Here is a 25,712-nt window from a genome sequence, read left to right as displayed (position 1 = left end):
ATGGACGCCCTCCACGCGGCTGCCCCGGCCCTGGCGCTCAGCGTAGTGGCCCTCGCCCTCTCGGCGGGCAGGCGCGGCCCAGCCGGGTTGCTCCCGGCTCTCTCATCGGCATGCTTGTTCGCTTTCGCCGCGCTCCTCCTGTATAACTACTCGGTAGTCGACTGGGTGTCGCTGGTACTCTCCGTGACGTCTTTCGCTCTAGTAGTTGTCGTCACGCTCTACACAACCTACTACGTTGAAGCGGAGAGGCTACCGAGGTCCCTCCCCTTGCTGGTCTCGCTGTTCGGCTTCTCCATATCGTTGACCTACCTGGCGGTGAACCTCATCTTATTCGTCATAGCCTGGAGCTTCATGGAGATAATCGGCTTCGTGCTCGTCAGGATCGGCGAGGAGTACTCGACGGAGGGGTCGCTGAGAGCTGCTAGGGGGTACCTGCTCACCTCAACGACCGCTTTCGAGATAACCGCGTTCACGCTCATCGTTCTCTCCGTCCCGTCGATCGTGTCGTCATACTCCCCGAACGCCCTGTACCAGCCCTTCGCCGGCGCCACCCCGGTGGTGGAGGTCTCAAGCCCGGTGCTCCTAGCCCTCCTCCTCGCCGGGTTCGTCGCCAAGGCGGCTCTCTTCCCCCTCCACTTCTGGCTGCCGGGAGCCCACTCGACAGCGCCCTCGCCGGCGTCCGCCCTGTTAAGCGGCCTCACGACGCCCCTCGGCTTCTACGGGCTCCTCAGGCTGAGCGAGATAGTCGACCTTACGGCTTGGTCGCAGTCGCTGGCCTACCTCCTGCTGGCCATGGGCCTGTCCTCCATCGCTTACGCGGGACTGGAGGCGCTGGGGCAGAGAGACGGCAAGATAATGCTGGCGTACACGACTATCCTGACCAACGGCTTCACAGCCTTGCTCTTCGCGCTCTACCTGTCCAGCCCTATTAGCACCCTCCTACTGGTGGCCGTAGTGCTCGTAATGCTAATGCAGATGGGCTACAAGACCGTCCTGTTCTGCGGAATGGGGCTAATAGAGCTCGCGTACGGGACGAGGTACATCCAGGGCCTCGCGGGCGTCTCCCAACAGCTCAGGACCTCCAGCCCGGGAGTGCTGATAGCGGTGTACACACTCATCGGAGTGCCCGGCACGGTCGGTTTCCTAGCGAAGCTCCTGTCGATGTACCTGCTACTCAGCGGCGTCGTCGAGGGAGGCGGCCCTCCAGCGGTCGCGGCCCTAGCGGGGGCCGCCCTCTACATAGCCCTCTCCGCAGTAGTGGGGGTGAGGGTCCTCTCGGTGTACACGGCGAGCATGAGGTCCAGGAGGCCGCCCCTCGAGTTCAAGCAACCGAACACCCCGCTTGAAGCCGCGGTTCTGGCGATGGGCTTGCTGAGCCTCGCCCCGTCAGCCCTGCTACTACAGGGCCTGGGCGGGCCGGGGTGGCTTGCAGCCCTGGCCGTGTCGACGCTCCCGATCCCGCTCTTGGTCTCCCTGCTACAGACCGCCAGGGTGGTGACCGGCGTTGCCCGAGCCCCTGCTTAAGGCCCTGGTCGACGCCCTCTCAATGGGGCTCGTGCTAGCGGGGGCCCTCTCGGTCGACTCGCGCCCGAGGCTCAGCAGGGCGCTGAGGCTGGCGGGCTTCGCGGTGCCGCTGGTCTCCCTGGTCTACGCTCCCTACGGGCTCCTGTGGTTCCAGTACTTCTTCCTGGTCCTCTCCTTCCTCGTCTCGATCGGCGTGAGCCTGCACAACGAGGACTACTACAGGATCGTGTACGGCTCGGCCTCGTACCCTCAGGCCGTCATAGACCTCAGCCTAGTCCTGCTCGAAGTGGCGTTCTCCTCGGTCAACCTCATCGAGCTATTCGTCGCCTGGTTCACACTAGACCTCGTCCTCCTCCTCGTGATCCTGCTCGAGAAGGGGATGGAGAACTACAGAGTGGCCGTCACGTACATAGTTCTGAGCATGCTCCCCTGCGACCTCTCCCTGTTCACTTTCTGGGTGCTCGTCTCGGGCCGCACAGGCGTCTACGAGGCGTTCACAGCGAGCTTCAGCGAGCTCGCGGCAACGCCCGCGAGCGTGGGCCTCCTCCCCGCCCTGCTACTCGTGGTCGGCTTCACGGCCAAGCTAGCCCAGTTCCCCATTCACATGTGGCTACCGATCGTCCACCCGGAGGCCCCCTCGCACGGCTCCGCCATCCTCAGCGGCCTGGTCGTGAAGCTAGGCGCCTTCATGCTCCTCATGACGCAGACCCTGTTCCAGTACCCGGCGGTGGTCAACGCCGTCCTGGTCGCCCAGGGCCTGGTCTCGTCGCTGTACGGTTTCCTGGCCGCGTCCGCCCAGGACGACCTGAAGAGGCTGCTCGCCTACAGCACCATAGGCCACACCGGGGTGATAACGGTCCTACTAGGCCTAAGGGGCCTACTACCCGTGGACACGGCTCTTCTGGCTGTCCTCTACGTCTTCTACCACGGCTTGACGAAGACGCTCGGCTTCCTCAACGCGGGGCTCCTAGAGCAGGTGGCCGGCTCGCACAACCTTTACGACCTCGGCTACGTGGACAGCGTGGCCCCGGAGGCCACCACGCCCGCGGTCGTGGCGGCCATGAGCCTCGCCGGCGCCCCGCCCACGCTCGGGTTCACTATGAAGGCCCTCACCATATACGCCGTCTTGACAGTTGCGCTGAGCCGGGCGGCCTCCCCCGAGGGCCCCGCTTGGTGGGCGCTTGTGGTCGCGGCCGCCCTGGTGGTCTCGAGCGTTCTCTCGGTGATCTACAGCGTCAAGCTGGTGGCCTCCTACACGTCCTCGCCAGCCAGGGCCGGGCTTAAGAAGCCGGAGGTGGGGAGGCTCGAGGTGGTCAGCGAGAGGTTCCTCTCCGGTCTAATAATCGCGAGCCCGGTTCTCGCGCTCCTGTTGCCGTCTGCCCCCGCAGTCTTCGTGCTCGTGTCCTACGCAGCCCTCGCTCCCTTCGTCATCGGGCTCCATCTCAGGAGGGCCGCGTTACCAGAGGAGAAGCCCTGGGCTACGGGTGTCGAGCTATGACGTCCTACTTCAAGTCGTCTATAGGCAGGGTGTTGGAGGAGCTTAAGGAGAAGACGGTGAGCAGGCTCAGGAGGAGGGGGCTGACCCTCCTAGACGTCACGTCTTTCACCATGAGGCTGGGCGAGAGGGTGTTCTCCACAGTCTCCTACGTATTCGAGAGGCTGGCGGTTGTCTTGAACAAGATACAGGTGAGGATGATAGAGCCCATGATCATGGCGGCCATCTGGTCGTGTATAGTCTTCGTGGTAGTAGTGCTCGCATCGCTGCTGTTTAGGTGATGGCCGTGGAGGAGGTCCTCGCAGCCACTATCGCCACGTCCGCCACACTAGTCCTGCCGCTCTTCATGGACGGCGTCGAGAGGAAGGTAAAGGCCTGGGTCCACTCCAGGATCGGCCCGCCGGTCACCCAGACTCTACTCGACGCCCTCAAGCTGTTGAGGAAGGAGACGCGCGTCTTCGGCTCGATACCATACTACTTCTACCTCTCGTCGACGGCCGCTGTCCTGACAGCACTCGGCGTGTTCAGCGCTTACATGTACTTCGCCACGCTCAACACCGCGTACGTCGTCTACACCTTGGTCTTCTACCTCACGTCGCAAGCCGCGCTAGCGTTGTCGTATTTAATCATCCCAAACCCATACAGTGTTATAGGAGGTTTCAGGGAAGTCTTCGTGTCGCTCGCCAACGAGCCCTTCATGGTCCTAGGAGTAGTCCTCTACTCGGTCTCCTTCTCGTCCCGGCCGGGTCTCTGGGGCTACGTGGCAGCCGGCTTCTCGTTCTCCGCAGTCCTTGTAGCGAGCTACGTCTCCAGCCGGAGGACTCCGTTCGACCTGAGCGAGGCCGAGCCCGAGATCGCCTCAGGGGGGTTCATCGAGCTGAGCGGCAAGGCCCTGTTCCTCGCCCTCTACAACCTCCTCTTGTCGAGGTCCCTCTCGCAGCTGATACCCCTGTCCCTCGTGGCAATGGCCGCGGGCCCGGGCGGCCCGCTGGCGCCCCTGGCCTACCTGGCGTCACTCGCCGGCGTGTGGGCGTTGTACGGGCTCGCCTCGACTCTCATGGGAAGGGCTAGAGTCGACACGGCGTTCAAGTCCCTTGTCAAGCTCTACCTTGTCCTCATAGCGGGCGCTTTCGTGGGGCTGGTGGTGTAGATGCCCGGGGTAGAGGAATACGTAAGGCTGGCCCAGGAGCGGGGAGGTAAGTGGGTCGCCCACGGTGACACGGTACACCTGGTTGTCGACCCCTCCGACCTGAGGCCCATAGCCGACAAGATCTTCAACGAGTACGGCGCGAGCTTCAGGACGTGCGTGGGGACGGACGAGAGGCCTTTGAACAACCACTTCTCCATAACTCACCTGTTCACAGACGACAGGAGCGGCCTCTACATAGCGTTGAAGTCCTACCTAGACCCTGAGAACCCCGTAGCGCCGAGCATCGCGGACGTGGTCCCGGCGGCCGACTGGTGCGAGCTCGAGGCCTGGGACATGCTGGGTATAAGGTTCGAGGGGAGGAGGCTGGAGAGGCTCGTCCTACCCTACTGGTGGCCCGAGGGCGTCCACCCCCTGAGGAAGGAGTTCGACTACAAGAGCAGGCCCGACGTCTCGCTCGCGAGGAGCGAGAGGGTCGCGCTGAGGAAGGAGGTGGGCACAGTCCCGCTCGGCCCCTACCACCCGGCGCTGCACGAGCCGGAGTACTTCGAGCTCTACGTCAAGGGGGAGAGGGTCGTAGACGTGAGGTACAGGGGGTTCCACGTACACAGGGGTATTGAGAAGCTCGCGGAGTCGAGGATGAACTACCAGCAGGTCAACTTCCTCGCGGAGAGGATATGCGGGATATGCGGCTTCGAGCACAGCACGTGCTACGCCCTCGCAGTGGAGAAGGCCGCGGGGGTGGACGTCCCGGAGAGGGCGCAGTTCATAAGGTCTATAGTACTGGAGGTCGAGAGGCTCCACAGCCACCTGCTACTACTAGGCGTCGCCTTCCACTTACTGGGCTACGACGCGGGCTTCATGCACATGTGGCGCGTCAGGGAGAGGACCATGGTGCTGGCAGAGACGCTGACCGGCAGTAGGAAGACCTACGGGATCAACCTCGTGGGGGGCGTGAGGAGGGACATCAACGAGGAGAAGAAGAGCAAGGTGCTTTCCGAGCTAGGGGGGCTCGTCAAGGACTTCAAGAGAGTCGTCGAGATCGCTGTCTCGGCCCCCAACGTAAAGAGGAGGCTGGCGGGCACCGGCCTACTCCCCAAGGAGGACGCGCGGAGGCTGGGGGTCGAGGGGCCCGTGGCTAGGGCCTCGGGGATAGACAAGGACGCGCGGAGGGACCTGCCCTACGCCGCCTACAAGTACGCCTCGTTCAGAGTACCCGTCTACACCGAGGGCGACAACATGGCGAGGGTCCTCGTGAGAGTGGAGGAGGTCTTCGAGTCCGTCTCGATCATAGAGCAGCTGCTCGACAAGTTGCCCAAGGGGCCGATCATGGCCGAAAAGGTCGAGATACCCCCGGGCAGAGTGGGCGTCCAGGTCGTGGAGGCCCCAAGGGGCGGCGACATACACTACGTCCTCACGGGTGACGGGAGGCCCTACCGCTGGAGGGTCAGGGCCCCGACCTACGCGAACATACCGGCTCTAAAGGTCATGCTGAGGGACCAGCGACTCGCGGACGCCCCGCTCACCATCGCCAGTATAGACCCGTGCTTCTCGTGCACCGACCGCGTAGTCGTCGTAAGGGACGACGGGGTGGTGGAGAGGCTGGAGGTGGGGGCGTCGTGGTGAGAGTACTCAAGCCAGTGGAGCTGATAGTCGTCGCCTCGGAGAAGGGGAGGGTCACAGTGAAGTACCCCTACCAGGAGCCTCTCGTCACGAGCGACTTCAGGGGGGCTATCAAGATAGACGCGTCCAAGTGCATAGGCTGTGGGGCGTGCGTCAAGGCCTGCCCGCCCAACGCACTGGAGCTCATGGAGTCCCCCGACAGGCTCGTGATAAGGTACTTCGTCGGCAGGTGTATATTCTGCTGGAGGTGCGTCGACGTCTGCCCTGTCAAGGCAATCGTCGGCACGCGTGAGTTCGAGCTCGCCACCGACAAGGTGGAGGACCTCTTCAACTACACGGTCCACAGGAGGGCTGAGTGCCGGGAGTGCGGCAGCGGGTTCGCCACGAGGAGGATGGTCGAGTACGTGACCGAGAAGTCCGCTGTGTCGGAGTACTACGCCAACGAGTGCCCGGAGTGCCGGAGGGCGAGAGTGCTGAAGGCGGCCGCGAGGAGGAGGGGCGGTGTCTGAGAGCGTCAAGAGGAGCATATGGGTATACCACCTCAACACCGGTGGGTGCAACGCCTGCGATATCGAGGTACTCGACGCCCTCACGCCGTGGTTCGACGCGGAGAGGTTCGGCGTCAAGCTCGTCCCCTCGCCCAGGCAGGCCGACGTGATACTCTTAACCGGCCCAGTGACTATCGAGGCCCTCCCCAAGGTCGTCAACGCGATAGAGGCCATGCCCAGGCCCAGGTACATCATAGCGCTAGGCTCGTGCGGCGTCGGCGGCGGTATATGGCACGACACCTACTCGACGATAGGCGGGGTGAGGGAGCTGCTCAAGGTCCTCGAGGCCCGCGGGGTGAAGGTGGACGGCGTCTACTACGTCCCGGGCTGCCCCGTTAGGCCCGAGAGCATACTGTACGCCGTCGCCCTCTTCAAGGGCCTAGTCGAGAAGAAGGTCAAGAGCGAGGTGGCGTACAGCGAGTGAGGTTGTGAGAGTCTACAAGTGCACCCCGAGGGAGTACAGGCCCCCGTTCCCCAGGCACTTCATAGCTGACATCCACCACTGCGTAGAGGAGGCCTCGATGAGCCCGGAGAGGGCGAGGGAGGTACTCCCCGAGGACGTCTTCAGGGAGCTGGTGAGCAAGCGGAGAGCGCTGGTCACGGACCGCGAGCATGTCGGGAGAATTCTCGGGAGGGAGCTCTTGGGTGAGAGCTACCTGGTGCTCTCTCTCGAGGGCGGCGGCCCGGGGTTGCAGTAATATAGCTTGGGGGCAGATTATGAAGTTGGGTGGAGGCGTTGTTGAAGTCCCAGATCATACACCCCGAGCTCCTCTACGAGCTGTCTAAGCTCGGGCACACAGACGTGTTCGTTATCGCAGACGCGGGGCTCCCCGTACCGCTTGGGAAGAAGAGGATAGACCTGGCGTTCGCGCCGGGTAGACCGAGGTTCCTGGAGGTCTTGGAGGTGGTGTTGAGGAACGTGGTGGTCGAGAAGGCAGTTCTAGCCAACGAGATAAAGGACCGTAACCCCGAGGTGCACAAGAGGGTACTCGATTTGATCGAGGCCAACAAGGCGTCGTGGAAGAACTTCGAGCTGAAGTACGTGCCCCACGAGGAGTTCAAGGCCGTATACGTGGCCTCGTCCAGATTCGTGGTGAGGACAGGCGAGTACACGCCGTACTCTAACATAGCCCTAGTCGCCGGCGTCCCCTTCTAGGAGTGGGGCCGCAGCCCACCTTGGGTACCGCATGTAGTAAAAAGAGCTAACGTATATATCACACGAGTTTATAGAGTTATTTCAAGTCTGTCAACGTGAGCTTCATGATAACAGTCCTCGGTAGTATACACGTGGACTTCGTAATTAGAGTTAAGAGGTTCCCACACCCGGGCGAGACAACACTCGGGCACGGGTTCACGATACTCCCCGGGGGTAAAGGCGCCAACCAGGCCGTGGGCTGCGGCAGGCTAGGGCTAAAGACCTTCATGGTGGGTAAGATCGGCAGGAGCTTCCGCGCGATGCTCGTCGACAACTTCAAGTCTAACAACGTCGACACCTCCTACATCGCGTTCTCCGACGAGCACGAGACCGGTGTAGCTGTTATCTACGTCAACGACGAGACGGGCGAGAACATGATCGCCGTCGACCCCGGGGCGGACTACGCTTTGTCGAGAGAGGACGTAGACAGGGCTGAGCCGGCTCTCTCCGCATCCAAGGTGTTCCTGACCCAGCTGGAGATACCCCTCGGGCTCGTCGAGTACTCGCTCGCGAAGGCGGGCGAGTACGTCGACTACGTGGTGTTAAACCCCGCTCCCGCAAGCAGTTTGCGGGGAGAGGTCTTGAGACACGTAGACGTTATCACGCCCAACAGGTCGGAGGCCTCGCTGCTCACAGGTGTAAGGGTGACCGACGTAAAGAGCGCGGTGGAGGCTGGTCAGAGGCTGATTGAAATGGGTGTAGAACACGTGGTTGTGACGATGGGGTCCGAGGGCGCAGTCCTCGTCGCGAGAGACTACGCGCTGTTGTTCCCGGCGTTCCGGGTGAGCGTCGTGGACACGACTGGTGCGGGGGACGCGTTCAACGCCGGCCTGGCGTACAGCCTGGCCGCAGGCCTCCCCCTCCCGGAGTCCGTGAAAATAGGCGTCGCGGCAGCTGCTATAAAGGTGACGAAGCCGGGCGCCCAGACTGGGCTGCCGTGGAAGGCCGACCTAGACGTCTTCACACAGAGGAGGGAGTTCCAGGAGTACGAGCCGGTCGTGGTGGCCTAGATGAGCACACCCCCCGCGGTCAAAGCCGTCAACTTGACCAAGACTTTCCCGGGCGTCGTCGCTCTAAACAACATCGACTTCGACGTCATGTACGGCGAGGTCCACGCCGTAGTGGGGCAGAACGGGGCCGGGAAGTCCACGCTCGTCAAGGTACTGAACGGTATACACCCCCCTGACAGAGGCGAGATCTACGTCGACGGGAGGCAGGTGAGGATCAGGAGCCCGGCCGACGCTAAGAGGCACGGTATTACTCTTGTACACCAGGAGCTCATGGTTTACCCGAACCTCACAGTAGCGGAGAACATATTCGTGTCGAGAATGTCGCGCGGCCGCACGTCCGGCTTCGTCGTAAGTAAGAGGGAGCTGGACGACTACGCCTCGAAGTACCTTAAAATGGTCGGCTTGGACGTCGACCCCTCTACGAAGTTGAGAGACCTCGGGGTAGGGGAGCAACAGCTGGTGCAGATAGCTAGGGCGCTCGCGGAGGACGCAAAGGTGATCTGCCTCGACGAGCCCACAAGCGCCCTCACACCCGGCGAGGTGGAGAGGTTGTTCAGCGTGATAAGAGACCTGAAGTCGAGGTGGAGGGCTGTTGTGTACATAACGCACTACATCGACGAGGTCTTCAGGATCGCCGACAGGGTCACCGTGCTACGCGACGGGGTGAAGGTAGCCACTAAGAGGGTCTCGGAGACCAGCGCGTCCGAGGTGGTCTCCCTCATGCTGGGGAGGAGCCTGTCAGAGTTCTACGCCTATAAACCAGCCGCCGAGACCGCAGGGCACCCCCTGTTAGTAGTCAAGAACCTGAGCACGCAGCCGACTAGGCCTTCCGAGGTGCCTCTCAGGAACATCAGCTTCGAGTTGATGAGGGGCGAGGTACTGGGGGTCCTAGGCCTCCTAGGCTCTGGTAAGACCGAGCTGGCTAAGTCGCTTATCGGTATGCAGAGGGTGGTCTCTGGAGAGGTGTGGGTCGAGGGGAGGAGGGTGGAGATAAGGAGCCCCCTCGACGCCGCGAAACTGGGGATCTTCTACCTCCCCGAGAACAGGAGGTTGGAGGGCATAGTACCTCTCATGAGCGTGAAAGACAACATCCTACTGCCGTCAATAGACCTGGTCGCGAGGTTCGTCAGGAAAAGAGTCCTAGAGGAGGCCATAGCCGGCGACTGGGTTAGAAGGCTCAACATCAAGACGCCCTCCTTGTACACGAAGGTGTCTAACCTGAGCGGGGGGAACCAGCAGAAGGTGGTCATAGCCAAGGCGCTGGCGCGCAGGTCTAGGATACTCATATTCGACGAGCCTACGATGGGCATAGACATCGGCGCTAAGGTGGAGATCAGGAGGATCATTGCCAGACTGTCCGAGGAGGGACACTCGATCATCCTGGCCACCTCCGACGTCGACGAAGCCCTCACGCTCTCCGACAAGATCCTCGTCTTGTACAAGGGGGAGGTCAAGGGTTATTTACGTAGAGGAGAAGTAAGTAGAGACAAGGTCGTGAAGTTGATGTCCGGCTACGGGGGTTGAGCCGTGGGCTTAAAGGGGACCAGCCTGTCTGCTCTCGTGAGGAAGTTTCTGTCTCTCGAGGAGTCCAAGCCGCTCGTCGCGCTGGTAGTCCTGTACCTCGCCTCAGCTGTGATCTCGCCCTACTTCCTAACGGTCTACAACCAGAAGATCCTGCTGTTACAGGCCTCGCCACTGGTCATGCTCGCCCTTGGCGAGTCCATGATCATCATGATGGGGAGTATCGACCTCTCGCCCGGCTCGACCATGGCGCTCGCAGGCCTAATAGCCGCACTCGCGAGCAACGTTTACGGGTTCCCCGTAATACTGAGCGCGTTGATCGGGGTCGGAGTGGGCGCTTTGATCGGCCTAGTCAACGGCCTGGCCGTGACCAAGGCGAAGATCCCGTCCTTCGTCGCGACGCTCGCCTCTATGGTCGCCGCTAGAGGCCTGGTCCTCCTCGTGACGGGCGGGACGTCTATATACGGGCTAGTGGGCTACGAGTGGCTTACAGACGAGACAGCAGGCCTCGCCAACATGGTCTGGCTGTTCATCGCCTTCACCGCCTTAACGTACTTCATACTGAAGAAGACCACGCTGGGCTTGAAGGTCTACGCTATAGGCGGCAACGAGGAGGCTGTGAGGTACTCCGGGTTGAACGCGGACAACGTAAAGATCGCCGTGTTCACGATAGCGGGGTCTCTCTACGCCATCGCCGGCCTGATGATGAACGCCAGGCTCCAGGCCGCCTACCCGTGGACAGGCTACGGTAGCGAGCTCGACGCCATTGCGGCCTCGGTGCTAGGCGGGATACAGCTCACAGGCGGTGTCGGGTCGCCCGTGGGCTCGTTCATAGGAGCCTACATACTGACATTGATATCAAACATACTCATCCTCCTCGGAGTGAACCCGTACCTCCAGTGGGTGGTCAAAGGCTTCATACTAGGTGTAGCGGCCCTCACGCTCACCCGCGGGCTACGCTACGTCAAGTGAGGCTACCTCGGTAAACACGTCTTCTATTTCTATTTTCTATCTCTATAAGTGCGAACTCATGTTCCGGTTAGACTTATATACTACCTGGCTGAACTAGTTATTTAAAGTGCGACAGTTGAGTCCTATGGGTAAGGCTCTGTCTAAAACCATAACCTACGTCATTATAGCTATTGTCGTCATCGCCATTGCCGGCGGGCTCGCGTACTGGTACTACAGTAGCCAGAGACCCTCTGGGATCAAGGTAGGCCTCTTCATAAGCAACTTGGGCAACCCGTACTTCGCGCTTCTACGCGACGGTGCTCAAGCGGCTGTAACCGAGCTCAAGAACAAGGGGGTCAACATAGAGATGGTGGTCTACGACGCTAAAGACGACCCCTCGCTCCAGTCCAACCAGATAGAGACGGCTGTGGGCCAGAGGTTCAGCGCCCTCGTCGTCAACCCCACGGACATACAGGCCATCCAGCCGTCCCTGAGCAAGGCTAAGAGTGCTGGCATACCCGTTGTGACGACAGACCGTGACGTCGCCGACAAGACCCTGAGGTTCGTCTTCATCGGTACCGACAACGTTAAGGGCGCTGAGCAGGCGGCTAACGCGCTGATCCAGGCCCTCACAGCGAGCGGTAAGCCGACTCCGTGGAATGTCGTGATACTCAACGGTATCCCGGGCACTACCGCCGCCATTGACAGGAACAAGGGCTTCCACAACGTCCTAGACCCGCTTGTATCGCAGGGTAAGGTCGTGATCGTAGCGGAGGAGGTGGCCAACTTCAGGAGGGACGAGGCCCTGAGCAAGATGGAGTCGATACTAGCCGCTAAGAAAGTGGACGCGGTGATAGCGGCTAACGACGAGATGGCGCTCGGCGCTATACAGGCCATCAAAGGGGCCGGGCTCACGCCGGGCAAGGACATCATAGTAGTGGGCTACGACGCCATCCCAGACGCTATCGCCGCCGTGAAAGCGGGTGAGATGTACGCCACGATAGCCCAGTCGCCCTTCCTACAGGGCTACTGGGGTGTCCTGGCCGCGTACTACAGGGTCACCCAGAACTGGAACCCACCCGCAGACTGGATCCCCACACCGACAGTCGTGGTGACGAAGACCAACGCCGACACATTCCAGCAGGAGGTCTCCACGCCGAAGCCGCTGCCGGGAGCACCTTAAACCCCTACCATTTTTCCCCTTCTCACCTCACACCGCTTTTTAACCCAGGCCCCCCTGTAGAGACACCGGGGTGCGGGGCCTTGTCGCGACAGGAGTACATTGAGGTCTCGGCCCGGGCTGGGTACGCACTCCTTGAGGTCGCCCTCGGCGTCCTAGCGCTCGCAGCCTCGAGCAAGGCCCGTTTCGTGACCCCGCTGTCCCCCGTGCCGTTCACGCTGCAGACACTCGTACTCCTCTACATCATCCTCGTGTTGAGGGAGAGGGCTTGGAGGCCCGTCTTGTCGTATACCGCCCTCGGCCTAGCGGGCCTACCGGTGTTTGCTTACGGGGGTTAGCCCGCATACGTGTTCTCGCCCACCTTCGGCTACCTGCTGGGCTTCCAACTGGCCAGCTTCGTGGGAGGGAGGCTGGCGTCCGGTAGGGTCCTGACCCCCAGGAAGCTCGTCTTGTCCTCGCTGGTCTCCACTCTCCTGATCTACGCGGCCGGCTACGCCTACTTGGCGGCGTGGCTCGCGGCTGTGGCTAGGACCAGCCTGGCCGCAGCTGTGGTGGCGGGGCTCGTGTCCGGTGTGCTCATATTCATACCATGGGACCTGCTCAAGGCGCTCGCGGCGGCCGGCCTGGTCGTCGTCACAAACAAAGTGAGGGTGAGGCTGCTCAGAGAGCTGAAAGAGCACTTGTCGCCCTAGAGAGCCCCCTGCGCCAACCCCTAACTCCGACAGGCCGCCGGCGGGCGTCTTTCCCCGAGGTCTCTACTGCCTCCCCAGGTAGCCCTCGACCTCCCTCCTCAGGCTGCTCTTCAGCTCCCTTATCCTCTCGGCCTGCTCGAGGGCCCTGTTTATCCAGTCCCTGCTAGCCTCGATCCCCTTCCTCGTGAAGTAGGCCACGGCCTCGCTCCTGCTCTTGAATACACCGGCGTCGACGAGCCTGTCTATGAGCTCCAGGTCGCTGCTGTGGATCCTGGCCGAGACGACCACGGTCTCGGCCACCGCCCTCGTGACCTCCCTGAAGACCTCGCGTAGGTTCTTGAAGGCGTCCTCGGCCGTCCTCGCCGTGTGCCTGAGCGCCTCCTCCACCATCTTCGAGAACGCGCTGCTGAGCTCCGCGGCCTTTGCAGCCGCCCTCCCCTTGTGCTCCGACACCACCTTGTCGATGTGCCTCCTAAGCTCGTCTAGCTCGGCCTCGATCCTCGACTTGAACTCCTCGACCTCCCTCTCCAACCCCTCCCCCCGGGCCTGGCCGAGGCTGGCCTCTAGGAACTTGCTGATCTCGGCGATCTCCCTCGCGATCTTCTCCAGGCCCTCTGCCAGGGCCTTGACCGCCTCGCCCTCCCTACCCTCCCTGTAGAGCTCCTCGAACCGCCTCTCCGTCTCGGAGACAAGCCCCCTGACCCTAGCCAGGAACTCCTTCGTCTTCTCCGAGAAACTCTCCCCGCTCATGTTTACCCCATTACAGTATTACAAGATTACAGCCTTTTAAGCGTTACAGGGACCCACCCCGAGGGTGAAGCAGCTGGTTGAGGAGGGTCGGGACCCCGCGCAGGATGAACAGGGTGACCTCCACAAGGGTCAAGGTCTGGTCGTGGCCGCGGACCTCACCCTCGTCGTGGAGCTAGGCGAAAAAGTGGAGGCGAGGTTAGCGGAGGACCACGCGTAGGCGTTCGTGTACAACGTCGCCCTACCACCCCTTGCAGCCGGAGCGCTGTGTAGCTACGGCGCCTCTCTGAGGCCGGAACTAGGCGCTATGGCAGTGGTGCTGTGCGACATAGGCGCCGTGCTAAACCCCCTAGGGCTGCTGAGAGCAGGGGCCAGCTAGCGCGGTCCACCCCATGCCTTGGAGTACTCTCACGGGAGGACAGAGAAGCCCGGAGTGGCAGACCTCAGAGACTACGCTTGGACGCCCAGGTCCTGCGTAACGCCGTTCGGGACAGTCTACACATACGGAGAGAGCAAAGGGCCTACAGAAGGGGACGCGCTCGACCATTCAAGAAAGTAAACACAACTATTCCGCCCCTACAGACGAGCCAATTTGGCGATTGCTCTAGCTAGGTCTCTCTATGAAGCTATGTGTTATGCGGAGAGTGATCGGCTTTTATGTGAATGTCTCGCCTCACCTCTTCGACAGCTTCTTAATGAGGTCTTGCCATGTCTTCAGACTACTGTGGAGGTTTACTATGTCCTCGTAGCCCAACACGGTGAGCCTGTCTTTTATCTTCGCAAAGGAGCCCCTAAGGCGCGGCTCGACGAGGTTCATGACTCTTGAGGCTTTGGCCACGTCGCTTACGACTAGGTACAGTTGCTCGCAGTTCCAAATATCCTTTGCGTGCGCCAACCTGGCCAGCGCCATGTCGACGTTTCCCTTGACGTCTACTTCGAAAGCCTTGAGTGGAGCGTGCCCGGGGGCGTCTCTCCAGGTAACATCCAGTTTATAGGCCTTATCAGGCGTCTCCTCATTTACCTCAACTACGAAGCCCAGCCACTCCCCTATGTCGCGAATCATTTCCACAAGCCTGCGATGACTCGGGGTCTCGGAGGTGTAGCCTCTTTCTCGCGGAGACTCCACGTCAAATCTAGCAGTGGCGACGAGAACACCCGCCGCCTTGTCTCTTATGCCATTGATAATAGTATCGATGATCCCGGGTCTTATGAGCGTGAAGCCGTGTATTTGCCACTCACTTAGAGGTCTCCTCCCCTGTGGCCGATGTCGCTACACTCTCCCAGCTTTACAGGCCTTTCATACGCAGTTAGCCCGCTGAACTGTATGACCCAGGTCGACTCTCCATTTCTCGGGAAGGGTGCTTCGCCAACTTCAACGGCACGCGCACGGTACTTTTCTTCGAACTCGCCGGCATCGACGCGGGCAACCTTTTCAACTGTGAACTCCCCGAGGAATTCCCACTCGCTCCTAGGACTTCCTAGCGATGGTTTCGCCAGCACTAGACACACGCTACCCTCAGTAAGATTGTTAATCCCTGGAGGTTGACTGCCGGGAGGAAATTGAAAAACTTCGCAACGGGCGTCGAGGCACTTGTCAAACCACTCTCGGGTTGTTAACACGATACAGCCGTACCTTCCCGCCCCAGCCAACCAAACCCCCGCCATCTAGTAGTGCAAATTGAAAAGCGAGCTTATAGTCTTTTGCCAGCTGGCGACGCCGGAACCCAAGACACCGTTAACCCTGTTGTAGATGACAAGGGACAAATGCGGAGTTCTCGGCTTCACCTCTTGATTACCTGGGCTTCGAGTACTGTCCAGACTACCGGGGCTGTCCACGTGTGGCGGTGGCTCGCTTGCCCCTGCTCAAGATTATTCCATGACATGAGCGCCGGGGAGGTCTCGTCCTCGAGCTTGTTCGAGACGCGAGCAGGGTCTCCGCCCCCTCTTGATTTCTCTCAGAGGGTTCGCCGAAGTACTGCTCAGAAAGAGCAGGGACGGTGTTGAAGTGAGGCTCGCCGCGATGACCGGCAGGCCCACATTACTCCGGCTCGGCCTAGCCTTGCTCGGCGGATCGCCAAGACCTTTTGGCTCTCGCGTAAGCCTTATTACCGCACCCCTCTCAAATATTACGCGGGGGTACACCTGACCTCGGGCAACGCTCCTCTTTCTTTCCTGGAATCAGCGCGTTTTGCAGCAGTAAGCGCTGTTGTTGACGAGGAGTCCGCTCGGGAGAAAACGGGTGGCGGCAGGCCGGAGTTCTGGGAGATGGTCTTCTGGTGGACTAGGAAGCCCCTGATCGGCGCCAGGAGCATCGTCGCCGCAGCACTACTAGGCCCGGAGGCGAGCGTAGCCGACTTCTACAGGGTCACGGGCCTGGACTCGGAGAAGGTCCCCCACCGCGTGAACCCCCGCGTCCCGCAAGGCCTCAGGGAGAGGTTTCTCAAGGTCAAGCTACTGGACCCCTTCGCAGGCTTCGGCTCGATACCCCTCGAGGCCGTGAGGCTGGGGGTTGGCGAAGTAGTGGCCGTGGAGCTCCTGCCGTCAGCGTACGTCTTCCTGAAGGCGGTTCTCGAGATACCGAAGTGGGCCGTGGACGAGGGGCTCGCAAGAGAGCTAGTGGAGGACGCCAAGAAGTGGGGGGAGTGGGTCGTCAAGGAGCTGAGGGAGGACCCCGACATCAAGGAGCTGTACGACGAGGACGCCGCAGTCTACATCGGGACCTGGGAAGTCGAGTGCCCCTTCTGCGGCAGGTACACGCCGCTAGTGGGCAACTGGTGGCTGGCGAGAGTAAGGGACTCCAGTACGGGGCGCTACACCAGGCTCGCCTGGATGGAGCCGGTAGCCGTGGGAGACCGCGTTGAAGTGAGGGTAGTAGACCTGAACAAGGAGCTGGGCTCGAAGACGATAGCCGCCGAGGTCTCCGAGGGCACCGTCAAGACCACCAGGGGCTCCTACAGGGTCCCGGAAGCCAACATAGACGCGAGAAGCCAGGTGGCCAGGTGCCTGCACTGCAACAGGGTTATGCCGGGTAGAGGAGACCAGTGGTATGTGAAGGAGGCCCTGAGGAGCTGGAACCAGGCGCTAGAGAAGTACCTCAACGGCGAGATTACGCTAGAAGACTTGAAGAAGAGCAAGGCGAGGCCGAGGCTACTGGTTAAAGTAAAGGTAGCCGGCAAGGACTTGGAGTTCGAGCCCGCGACAGCTCAGGACGACGATAAGCTGTGGAGGGCGCTTGTGAAGCTGAGGCAGATGTGGGGAGACCCAGACATACCGACAGAGCCAATACCACCATACGGAAACATAGGAGGTGGGCTGAGATTCCCAGTTCATATCATAGACAAATGGCATCAGCTCTTCAACCCGCGCCAGCTCCTAACCCTGGTCAAGCTCGTCAAGCTGGTCAGGGAGGCCGGGAGGAGGGTCGAGGAGGAGAAGCTGAGAGAAGGCTGGGACAGAGAGAAAGCACACAAGTACGCGGAAGCAGTGACAACATACCTGGCAATAGCGTTAATCAAATATGCCGATTTTAACTCAATTGTCAATAGATGGAATCCTGGATGGTTAAAATTTGAGGAAAGTTTTTCAGTAAGAGGTATAGCCATGACATGGAATTGGGCTGATAGTTTATTATCTGCTCAATTTACCGGAACATGGTCAAGAAACCTAGAAAATTCTATTGATGGTTTGTCTTATCTCGTCTCTGCTGTTAGTGGTAGTCCTAGTAGGGTTAGGGTTCTGCTCGACGATGCCACCGTCTTAGGTAAGCTTGAGGGCGAGAGGTTTGATTTGATCGTCACGGACCCGCCTTACAGGGACGACGTTGCGTATGCCGAGCTCAGCGACTTCTACTACGTGTGGCTCAAGAGGGCCTTGAGCGATGTTGATGCCGGTGCTCTGAAGCCGAGGTTCGACAGGGAGGCCTTCTTTGAGTGCCTTGACGAGGAGTGCAAGAGCTACGTCGAGGTGAGGACTCAGTGGGAGAAGTTCGCCCCCCTAGAGGTCAGCGTCAGCGAGGGTAGGGCCAGGTTCTTCAAGGAGCTAAACGGGGTCGAAGCCGGCTCTGACGCCGACTTCGTCGACAAGCTCGGCAGGGCCTTTGCCGCGATCTCGCGCCTGCTCAAGGACGATGGGCTCGTAGTCACGTACTACGCGCACACTAGTCCCGAGGCGTGGGCGGCCCTCTTGGAGGCGGGCTGGAAAAAAGCTGGCTTGATGGTCACGGCGGCGTTCGCCCTGGCGACCGAGAGCGAGCAGAGGGTCACGGCGCGCGGCAAGGTGGCCCTCGACGCCTCGGTCGTGGTAGCCTGGAGGAAGCCGCAGGGCGAGCAGAGGCTAATGCACGTATCCGAGGCCAGGCGGAGAGCCCTTGAAGAGGCCGCGAAGGCCGTTGAAGAAGCCGTAAAAGGCGGCGCTACACCGGACATTAACTTGTTCCTGAGGTCTCTGAGCGCTGTGCTGAGTGTTTTCACATCTTCTAAACTAGTACCCGAAAGAGAAACACACGAGCTAGTCCAGCAAGAAATATTTCCACTAGCGCTGAGGGGCCTGGTCGAGGGCATCTTCAAGCACGCCGGGCTCGAGAGACCCCTAGACCCCTACTCGTCATCGTACCTCGCGCTGAAGGTCACCACGAGGGCTGAAGGAGGTAAGGTCGAGAAGAAGGGGTTCAAGAGGGGCAGGGTGGACAGGACTTACGCGTCTCTGCTTGGAGTATTCGGCGGCCTGAGGGTAGATAACTTGGTTGCCAGCGGGATACTGAAGAAGGTCAAAGAAGAGCTCGAGCTTTTCGAGCCCGAGCCGGCTGAGCCCACAGCTTCTGGCATTGCGAGGGCCCTTGAGGTCCTACTCTCAGAGAAGAGGGTAGACCCGTCTAAGCCGGACAGCTTCAAGACACCAGTGGACGTTTTGCACTATCTCGAGATGAAGGCCCTGCAGCTGACCAGTGAGCAGTTCAAGAAGCTCGTTGAAGAGCTTAAAGCGAGGGTTCCCAAAGTATATGATGCAATAAACCTGGCACGCGTGCTCTACGCCGTCCTGCCCGAGGGAGATCCAGAGAGGGTGAGCTGCATGCGTGTGCTCCACCACCTGGGGCTCCTGGGGCTTGAAAGAGGTGACTCGAAATGAGTGAAGTGGGCTTGTGGAAGTACGCGAGCATCAGGGAAGACGTGTTCGACAGGTCCCTAGACGACAAGGTGGCGCCCTCGTTATCTGAAGTAGTGCTAGGCAGTGCACCCGAGATATACGTTGATTCAAAGAAGTTCGTGGAGAGCACGCACTTAACAGACTCTATGAAGGGGTTGCTGAGAGAGGTTCTTGAAGCACTCGCCTCGGGAAGCGGCAGGCTCATCGTGCTCCCCTCGGCTTTCGGTGGCGGCAAGACCCACTCAATGGTACTGCTCTACCACCTAGCCAGGAACCCTGGTAGCCCAGAGTTCACTCGTGTAGTAGCCGAGGTCGAGGGGACCGAGAGGGTGAAGCAGCTGAGCGAAGCGCTGAGGGGCGTGCACGTGGTTGTAATTGATGGAACAAGCCGCGAAACAGCGCCCTCGCCCATCCCCGGCGAGGAGCTCAAAGAAGGCGATGTGGAGGTCAGGACGCTCTGGGGCTACCTGGCTTTGAAAATCGGGCGCGACAAGTACGAGAAGATCAGGTACTACGACGAGAAGTTGGTATCGCCCGAGAAGAGCAAGTTGCTCGAAGTATTATCCGGCGAGAGGGTTCTAGTGCTCATAGACGAGCTCGGGCCATACTACAACAGGTTTAGAGCCACCGACGCGTTTGCCAAGTACGCAGAGCAGGTTGTGATATTTCTGAGAATGCTCTCCGAGTGCGTAAAGGAGGCCGGCGTCGTAGTTGTGATGAGCCTGCCTGCCGAGCCGACCGAGAGAGGCTTAGAGAGCGAGGTAGGCTACGAGGACTTCGTTAGGCGAGTTGAGAGAGAAGTGACTAGAGTCGCCATTAGAGTAGAGAGGCCCATAGCCACGAGCACGGACTTCGCAGGCGTATTGAGAAAGAGGCTCTTCAGCGAAGTAAAAGAGGAGGGGGCGCACCTCGCCACCAAGAGGCTGAGAAGCCTTGCCGTGGAGTACCAGCAGTTTGTCGAGGACAAATCCGAGGAGCTCGAAAAGTCCTATCCATTCCATCCGCTCTTTATAGTGACCCTGCAGGAGCTCGTCGAGAGGAACAGGAACCTGCAGAAAACTAGAGACGCGCTCAGAATTGCGCGAAAAGTCCTCAGAAACCTGTACAAGAAGCGGGAAAACGTCCTGCTCGTAATGCCCACAGACATAGACCCACGGGTAGAGGAAATCAGAACGGCAATAATCACTGAAAGCTACGCAAAATTCGATCTAGTCCTTACAAAAGTCGTCAACAAGATAAGGGAAATACCGCCTATGGGAGGTCTCAATCCCGAGGCGCTTCGAGACCTCGCGTATAGGCTGGTCTTATACGCGTTCTTAAGAACCTACGTGTACGACCCGCACTTAGAGCCTAGAGACGAGTTTCCAAGTAAAAAGGAGGTCGTGACAGGAGTGTACGACCCGCTCAGGTACGAGCAGTACTATATAAACCCAACTGTAGCGGCTGACTTGCTGGACAAGCTCGCAGCAGGCGATATTGAGTACAGGGTGCCACACTTCTATGGAATAGAAGGTCGATACTGGGTCACGAGACTGATCGACGTATGGGAGCGCGTAGAGAAAGAAGCCGAGACGATCGACGATCTCACGGCATTGAGCCTTGTCATGAATACCTTAGAGAGCCTGCTTGCAAAACCGCGCGAGAAGAGGGGAGAATGGCCGGAAGCAGTGCTCTTCAAAGCCAAACCTGTAGTGCTCAAGGAGCCAGCGCTCTTGGATTGGGATCCAATGGAGTACATGCTAGTAGTAATCGCACCGCCTCTTCCCGAGGTAGAGGAAGGAGCATACACTGAGGGAGTGCTCTATGACTTGGTGTACTACAAGGAGTCGGGCGCTCAGAAGTCGCCGAGAAGGTATGCAAACTCCATAGCAGTGTTGCTCTCTAACAAGGCCGATGCGTGGCGCGAAATTCTAAAGAAAGCAAAGAAGGTTTTGGCATGCGATCGACTAATGGAAACTCTCAAGAAGGAAGTTGACTCTAAGTCTTTTAAGTACATCAGAGAGGAGCTGAGGAGCCTAAAAGAAGGCTTGGAGAACAGCCTCCGCGAGAGCCTCGTCGCTGGCTACTTCAACCTAATCGCCTACCCCGACGTCGATAAGGACAGGGGCACTAATGTCGTGAGAGTACGCAGAGTAACGACACCAGCGGACAGAACCCTAGTAGAACTCGCTGAGAAAGCATTAATAGATGCAGGTAAGGCCATTAAGCGGGAGGAAGCAGACTTCAAGACTCTATTGTACTACTTTAGTGGCGGGAGTACTCAGAAGTGGACAATGAAAATAAGCGTCCAAGACGTAGTAAACGCCTTCCTCGAGAATCCAGCCTTCCCAATGATTCGTGCAAATTATATTAAAGATGCCATTAGAGACGGATTAAGCAAGCTCTTAATTGGAATTGAGAGAGAGGGTAGGGTCTACTTCAAGCCTATCGATGGAGAGCGCCCTGAGAAGCTCTTGGGCGAGATCAAGGATACAGACGTCGTACTGCCGCAAGAAGAGGCGGCAGAGAGGCAGATAAGCGAGCTGAGTAGCGCTGTAGAAGAGAAAGTGGTAGGCGATACCATAGAAAGGCGGTACTACGTAGTAGTGCGCGATGGTAGCGAAGTCCCCATTTATGAGCTGAAAAGCAAGTTCCCGGAGGACTACATATTAGTGTTCATTAACTCTGAAGTAAAGACCCGCGAAGTCGTGGAGAGGCGAGGCTTCGACCTAAAGATCGAGCCACCGATTCAGGAGTTCAGGATCTCGGAGCTACCGGAGCTGGTTACCGCCAGGATTCTCGTCAGGAGCATTGGTGGCTTTGCAGAGGAAGTCGTGATCGAGCCTCAGAGCGGCGAAGTCAAGCCGAGTAAGGGCACGCCAGACTTCGAGGCAGAGTGGGTTATCAAGGCCCCCCGAGAGCCAGGTGAATACGTCTTTACACTTAAGGCTACTGCTCCTAGCAGGGGCCTGCAACGCACAGCCTCGCTGAAGCTGGTGGTTAGAGGAGAGCTACTCTGCAGAGATGAGCCAGGCGAGAAGCTGTTACAGCTCAAAGTCTCCGGTGAAGTTGAGCCAATGTCCCTACTGAACCTGTTGGGAGTGCTGAAAACGAATGTCCGCGGCGTTAAGCTCGTAAGAAACGGGCTACTTGTAGTAGAGTCCCGCGACAAGAAAACCCCCGGAGTCAAGAGACGCGCCATTGTTCAGTTCGAGGAAGCGACACTAGACGACGTCGAAACCGTGACTAAGGCCATTTCCTCGGCTATGCGCCTATTTGCTGACATGAAGTTCACGAGCTTAGAGCTAGTAGTGCAGGGAGAGGGCGTAGTAGAGGACTTGAACAAGCTAAAAAGCGCTCATGAGAATCTCAAGCGAGGGGGAATTAAGATAGAGTATTGTTGGTGAGGTGTAAGGGCCTTGAGCTCCGAGTTCATGGGGTTCATTCTATTCAGAGGAGATAGAGCCTACTTCAAGAGGGGGGCCCTGGGGGCTAACGACATCGGCAAGCTGAAGGTAACAAAGAGCGACTTGCTAGACGCGGTCAAGCAACTAGACGCGCTAGGAAAGGTCAAGGAGACTAAGAGCGGCCTGTGGGTATACGACGAAGACCTTTACAAGAGATTGCTGGTGTTCTCGGCTCTCTACGGGCCTCTGAGGGCCAAGTCTCCGTTGAAGGCGCTGAAACTCGCCCTAGTAGTCAGGCGAATGGACGGCTACACCATCCACTTCTGGTACACGGAAACGCTGGAGAAATACAGGCGAGGAGGCATTAGAGCGCTTGGGAGGGTTTCGAGGGCAGCGAGGATACTTTATGGAGTCGAGAGGAAGTAGCGATAGAACGGTGGGAAGAGCGCTGGAACTCCTTCTCTCGCAGCTTTTTCAAGAAAACCCTCTTTTCAAGCTACGCTTAAGGGGGTACGAAGGCTACCTCCACCAAGCCGAGCTTATTTACAGGCTAGCGCTCAGGAGACCCATAAGAGCACTCATAGCTGATGAAATAGGGCTTGGCAAGACCATTGAAGCGCTAATGCTAGTGAAATGGGGTTTTGAGAGAGGGCTTTTCCACCGCAGAAGCGCCCTCGTGCTTGTCCCAAGAAGCCTTGTGGGGCAGTGGAGAGAAGAGGCTAGGCGCTTTGGCTTTAAACCCTTCACTGACTTAGAACTGATCGACTATGGAGGGGGAGCAGAACCCGAGCTGTTCATCCTCAAAATCGACACTGTTAAGAAGGGAGAGCACAAAGAAAAAGTGCTCAGGCACGACTGGGGAGTTATTGTCGTAGACGAAGCACACAGGCTAGGACTAGACACTATGAGGTACAAGCTCGTAAAGGAGCTTGTGAAGAATAATCCAGAGGCTTCTGTAATCTTCTTGTCGGCAACGCCCCACAGAGGTGACGAGGAGCAATATGTGAAGCTTTTGGAGCTATTGGATGAAGCAGTCAATAACTTGAGAAGGATTGCGCCCAGAGACTTCTATGCAAAGACTATTAACACCCTCGTGTTTAGGCGATCCAAGAAAGAAGTTAATGAAGTGTATGAAAAGGAAAAGATATTCGTCGACGCAGAGCTCGAGGTAAAGACCGTTGGGCTATCGAAAAACGAAGAAGACTACATCACCAGCCTCGACAAGCTGACAAGGGAGCTACTCTTGAAGGCGAACGCAGTAAAAGAGGAAGTAAAGCGAGCAGTCGGCCTACTCGCGGTTTTAGTGGACAAGCGGGGGCTCTCTAGCCCGAGGGCGGGGTGGTTGACGTTTCATAGAATACGACATAAGGTTATGTCCCCTGAGAAGGGCGGCATAAGCGTGTCCAGCATTCCTGAAAGCCTAGAGGGTTATGCTGAAGAAGAATACGTCGCGGAGAAGGATCCGGACGCTCTACTAGAGGAAGCTGAAGAACTCATCAGGGGCGAAGTCGCGCGTATTTTGGCGCGCTTTAAAGAGCGGTTTGAGTACCTCGCAAAGCTAGCAAAGTCCGTTGAGGAGACCGACAGCAAGGTCCGCGCCTTGCTAGACTTGTTGCAAGAGCACGTTGGGAAGGGGGAAAAAGTAGTGGTCTTCACAGAGTACGCGGACACGGCCGACTACATCTACGGTAAGATCAGCTCTGAGCTAGGTTGCGAGGTCAAGAAAATCACGGGGAGGGACCTTGAAGCGCAGGGACGCGCGGAAGACGCAATAGAGAATATCAAGAAATGGCTTGCTGAACCCCAGCCCCGCGTTTTGGTATCGACTGATGTAGCATCTGAAGGCTTGAACCTCCAATACGCAAATGTCGTGATAAATTACGAGCTACCTTGGTCCCTGGTCAAGCTGGAGCAGAGGATTGGGAGAGTTTGGAGGCTGGGCCAGTCCAGGGACGTGAAAATATACTTGATGCTACTAGACCACAGCTTTGAAAAAGCCGTGTTCGACTCCTTTTACAGGAAGCTGGCAGAGTCGGTCAAGGCCTACATAATTCCGAGCGCCCTTACCATACTCAAGACTAAAGAGGGGCTAGAGCTGCCAGCCTCTGGCGTGGTTGAAGAGGCTGGGTTAAAGCCCTTTGAAATGTGGCTCAAGTACAAGCTTGACAGAGAAGAAGGCTTAGGAGAGCTCGTGAGCAGTCACTTGGAGAGGCTTAAGAAGCGATTTGCAGGAGGGCAGGTCTCTTACATTTACTCAGAGGGTCGTACTCGTTCAGGACTAGCTGTTCAGCGACTCGAACAACTATTAGAGAAAACCATCGGCTTTAAGTCTAGGGAAGAGCTAATTAGGGTTGAGAGAAAGATTGCCAAGCTCCTAGGCTACGATGATGCAAGGCCTCCTGAGCACCTTTTAAGGAAGATCGCCTCTGCTATTCAAGAGGAACGTGCCACTTATGCGTGCAGTGGAATTAGCGCCCCACTCGTTATTCTAAAGGCGTGTGTGGGCTTTTCAAGCGGTGAAAACGCCGTTTGCTGGATACTAGTGCACGACGAGTCTAAAAGCGGTGAGAAGAGAATCTACGGCGTTAAAGAGCTACTAGACAGCGTAGAGAACGCCTTCAGCAGCTGCGTCGAAGTCGGCAGAGCCACCTCAAAGGTTGTGGAAGAGCTGTGGAAGGGCATTGAGGAAAGAGCACGTCTTAGAGTAGAGAACTTCCTGAGAGAAGCAGTACAGGATCTGCTACACGGATTCTCCAAATACGTTGAAGCTACTAAGAGCAGTCTAAGGCCGAGAACTCCCGAAGAACTCCGCATAACGCTGTTCAAGCCACTTGTCATAGCTGTGCCCTTGAACATAGTAGAAGAGTGGTGGAGAGAATGGACTGACAGCTCTATTGAGAGCTACGTGAGCGTAGGCGAAGTCACCGAGGAAAAACTGGAAGTGGAGAAAGTCGGCAGGGAGATCCTAGAGAAAGTCCTGCAGGCGAGATACGAGATGACCTACGTGGGGGATACGAAAGCCCCCTTTGACTACATTGCTAGGAAGAGAGATACCCAAGAAACGGTGTTCATCGAGCTCAAGACGCTCAGAAGGCCGGAGAAGGGCCGTCACTACATAGTGTACACCGAGAACGAAAAGGCATTCGCGGAACGAGCGGAGAGCGGAAAACACGAATACTGGCTCTACGTCGTAGACTTGGCCGAGGGGGAGGTCAGGGGCTATAAAAACCCGCTTACATCAGGCAAGCTCAAGTTCTTCAAAGAATACACAAGAAATGGCAGGAAGTTTTACGTGTGTGACGAGAGTGGAAAGCCAGACCACAACGAGAGGTTTTCCCCCAGCTAGGTAAGGCGAGACTGTTCGGCCGGCCGCCCTCGGCGTCCCTCCTTTTTTTACGTTGGCCCCCTAGCCGGATGGCCGCAGTCGCCGGGCCTCCGAGGCCGGTGTAGCCCTTTTCCAGGGCTTTTTCTAGTAGCCCTTGACCCCTGCGTGCACCGGCTTACCTTCCCGTGGGACTGCATGCCTATCGGAGACCCGGGAACTCGGCTAA

Annotated in this window: 22 protein-coding genes and 1 pseudogene; 20 read left to right on the top strand and 3 right to left on the bottom strand. The window is 58.4% G+C overall.

The features are described 5' to 3' along the window. The 14 genes and pseudogenes from WLZ34_RS06925 to WLZ34_RS06860 all read left to right on the top strand — a co-directional run bounded on the left by WLZ34_RS06925 (nucleotide 1) and on the right by WLZ34_RS06860 (nucleotide 12,886). Entirely contained in the window at nucleotides 1-1,524 is a 1,524-nt protein-coding gene (locus WLZ34_RS06925; protein ID WP_434731302.1) for a proton-conducting transporter transmembrane domain-containing protein, read from the top strand. After that, nucleotides 1,505-3,022, top strand: a complete 1,518-nt coding sequence (locus WLZ34_RS06920) for a proton-conducting transporter transmembrane domain-containing protein (RefSeq protein ID WP_434731301.1) — start codon at nucleotides 1,505-1,507, stop codon at nucleotides 3,020-3,022. The genes WLZ34_RS06925 and WLZ34_RS06920 overlap by 20 nt, the downstream gene beginning before the upstream one ends. Beyond that, nucleotides 3,019-3,300: a hypothetical protein gene (locus WLZ34_RS06915; protein WP_428727372.1), complete on the top strand. Its 282-nt coding sequence runs from the start codon at nucleotides 3,019-3,021 to the stop codon at nucleotides 3,298-3,300. Before WLZ34_RS06920 ends, WLZ34_RS06915 begins: the two co-directional genes overlap by 4 nt. A 5-nt stretch (nucleotides 3,301-3,305) precedes the next feature. Next, a complete protein-coding gene (locus WLZ34_RS06910) occupies nucleotides 3,306-4,169 on the top strand; it encodes an NADH-quinone oxidoreductase subunit H (protein WP_434731300.1) in 864 nt (287 codons plus the stop codon). Continuing rightward, nucleotides 4,170-5,792 carry an NADH-quinone oxidoreductase subunit C gene (locus tag WLZ34_RS06905; RefSeq protein WP_434731299.1) on the top strand — a complete coding sequence of 541 codons (1,623 nt, stop codon included), beginning with the start codon at nucleotides 4,170-4,172 and terminating at the stop codon, nucleotides 5,790-5,792. It begins immediately after the preceding gene. Beyond that, complete coding sequence (locus WLZ34_RS06900) at nucleotides 5,786-6,298, top strand: 4Fe-4S binding protein (RefSeq protein ID WP_434731298.1); 513 nt, start codon at nucleotides 5,786-5,788, stop codon at nucleotides 6,296-6,298. Before WLZ34_RS06905 ends, WLZ34_RS06900 begins: the two co-directional genes overlap by 7 nt. Further along, the gene (locus WLZ34_RS06895; protein ID WP_428727368.1) at nucleotides 6,291-6,761 is read left to right on the top strand and encodes an NADH-quinone oxidoreductase subunit B family protein; all 471 of its coding nucleotides are present in this window, start codon (nucleotides 6,291-6,293) and stop codon (nucleotides 6,759-6,761) included. The genes WLZ34_RS06900 and WLZ34_RS06895 overlap by 8 nt, the downstream gene beginning before the upstream one ends. A gap of 4 nt (nucleotides 6,762-6,765) precedes the next feature. Further along, entirely contained in the window at nucleotides 6,766-7,035 is a 270-nt protein-coding gene (locus tag WLZ34_RS06890; protein ID WP_434731297.1) for a hypothetical protein, read from the top strand. A 38-nt stretch (nucleotides 7,036-7,073) separates the two neighbouring features. After that, nucleotides 7,074-7,493, top strand: coding sequence for a D-ribose pyranase (gene rbsD, locus WLZ34_RS06885; protein WP_434731296.1), 420 nt, complete (start codon nucleotides 7,074-7,076; stop codon nucleotides 7,491-7,493). A 104-nt stretch (nucleotides 7,494-7,597) separates the two neighbouring features. Further along, nucleotides 7,598-8,542 (top strand): ribokinase, encoded by a 945-nt coding sequence (gene rbsK, locus WLZ34_RS06880; protein WP_434731963.1) that lies wholly within the window; start codon nucleotides 7,598-7,600, stop codon nucleotides 8,540-8,542. Next, nucleotides 8,543-10,066 carry a sugar ABC transporter ATP-binding protein gene (locus WLZ34_RS06875; protein WP_434731295.1) on the top strand — a complete coding sequence of 508 codons (1,524 nt, stop codon included), beginning with the start codon at nucleotides 8,543-8,545 and terminating at the stop codon, nucleotides 10,064-10,066. 3 nt (nucleotides 10,067-10,069) lie between these two features. Then, nucleotides 10,070-11,035, top strand: coding sequence for an ABC transporter permease (locus WLZ34_RS06870; protein ID WP_434731294.1), 966 nt, complete (start codon nucleotides 10,070-10,072; stop codon nucleotides 11,033-11,035). Nucleotides 11,036-11,159: 124 nt separating this feature from the next. Next, nucleotides 11,160-12,197, top strand: a complete 1,038-nt coding sequence (locus WLZ34_RS06865) for a D-ribose ABC transporter substrate-binding protein (protein WP_434731293.1) — start codon at nucleotides 11,160-11,162, stop codon at nucleotides 12,195-12,197. Nucleotides 12,198-12,382: 185 nt separating this feature from the next. After that, a pseudogene (locus WLZ34_RS06860) lies at nucleotides 12,383-12,886 on the top strand (biotin transporter BioY). Nucleotides 12,887-12,949: 63 nt separating this feature from the next. Here WLZ34_RS06860 and WLZ34_RS06855 read toward each other — a convergent pair. Further along, on the bottom strand, nucleotides 12,950-13,636 hold the full coding sequence (locus WLZ34_RS06855; RefSeq protein WP_434731292.1) for a M protein: 687 nt from the start codon (nucleotides 13,634-13,636) through the stop codon (nucleotides 12,950-12,952). A 64-nt stretch (nucleotides 13,637-13,700) separates the two neighbouring features. On the opposite strand from WLZ34_RS06855, the gene WLZ34_RS06850 reads away from it, so the two are divergent. After that, nucleotides 13,701-13,853 (top strand): hypothetical protein, encoded by a 153-nt coding sequence (locus WLZ34_RS06850; RefSeq protein ID WP_434731291.1) that lies wholly within the window; start codon nucleotides 13,701-13,703, stop codon nucleotides 13,851-13,853. Between the two features lie 6 nt (nucleotides 13,854-13,859). Next, nucleotides 13,860-14,012 (top strand): hypothetical protein, encoded by a 153-nt coding sequence (locus tag WLZ34_RS06845; protein WP_434731290.1) that lies wholly within the window; start codon nucleotides 13,860-13,862, stop codon nucleotides 14,010-14,012. A 294-nt stretch (nucleotides 14,013-14,306) separates the two neighbouring features. Here WLZ34_RS06845 and WLZ34_RS06840 read toward each other — a convergent pair whose 3' ends face one another. Together WLZ34_RS06840 and WLZ34_RS06835 are read right to left on the bottom strand one after the other, a co-directional pair. Next, nucleotides 14,307-14,696, bottom strand: a complete 390-nt coding sequence (locus WLZ34_RS06840; RefSeq protein ID WP_434731289.1) for a hypothetical protein — start codon at nucleotides 14,694-14,696, stop codon at nucleotides 14,307-14,309. A 176-nt stretch (nucleotides 14,697-14,872) separates the two neighbouring features. After that, nucleotides 14,873-15,298, bottom strand: coding sequence for a hypothetical protein (locus WLZ34_RS06835; RefSeq protein WP_434731288.1), 426 nt, complete (start codon nucleotides 15,296-15,298; stop codon nucleotides 14,873-14,875). Nucleotides 15,299-15,775: 477 nt separating this feature from the next. On the opposite strand from WLZ34_RS06835, the gene WLZ34_RS06830 reads away from it, so the two are divergent. The 4 genes from WLZ34_RS06830 to WLZ34_RS06815 are packed head-to-tail and all read left to right on the top strand — an operon-like array spanning nucleotide 15,776 to nucleotide 25,507. Next, on the top strand, nucleotides 15,776-18,757 hold the full coding sequence (locus WLZ34_RS06830; RefSeq protein ID WP_434731962.1) for a DUF1156 domain-containing protein: 2,982 nt from the start codon (nucleotides 15,776-15,778) through the stop codon (nucleotides 18,755-18,757). Continuing rightward, nucleotides 18,754-22,161, top strand: a complete 3,408-nt coding sequence (locus WLZ34_RS06825; protein WP_434731287.1) for a DUF499 domain-containing protein — start codon at nucleotides 18,754-18,756, stop codon at nucleotides 22,159-22,161. Before WLZ34_RS06830 ends, WLZ34_RS06825 begins: the two co-directional genes overlap by 4 nt. A 12-nt stretch (nucleotides 22,162-22,173) precedes the next feature. Beyond that, a complete protein-coding gene (locus WLZ34_RS06820; protein ID WP_434731286.1) occupies nucleotides 22,174-22,587 on the top strand; it encodes a hypothetical protein in 414 nt (137 codons plus the stop codon). A 10-nt stretch (nucleotides 22,588-22,597) separates the two neighbouring features. Continuing rightward, entirely contained in the window at nucleotides 22,598-25,507 is a 2,910-nt protein-coding gene (locus WLZ34_RS06815) for a helicase-related protein (RefSeq protein ID WP_434731285.1), read from the top strand. Nucleotides 25,508-25,712: the final 205 nt, after the last annotated feature.

The organism is Thermogladius sp. KZ2Tp1 (genome assembly GCF_051131135.1).
Taxonomy (GTDB): domain Archaea; phylum Thermoproteota; class Thermoprotei_A; order Sulfolobales; family Desulfurococcaceae; genus Thermogladius.
Note: the sequence above shows the minus strand (reverse complement) of the source record. Positions and strands in the feature narration are given on the sequence as shown.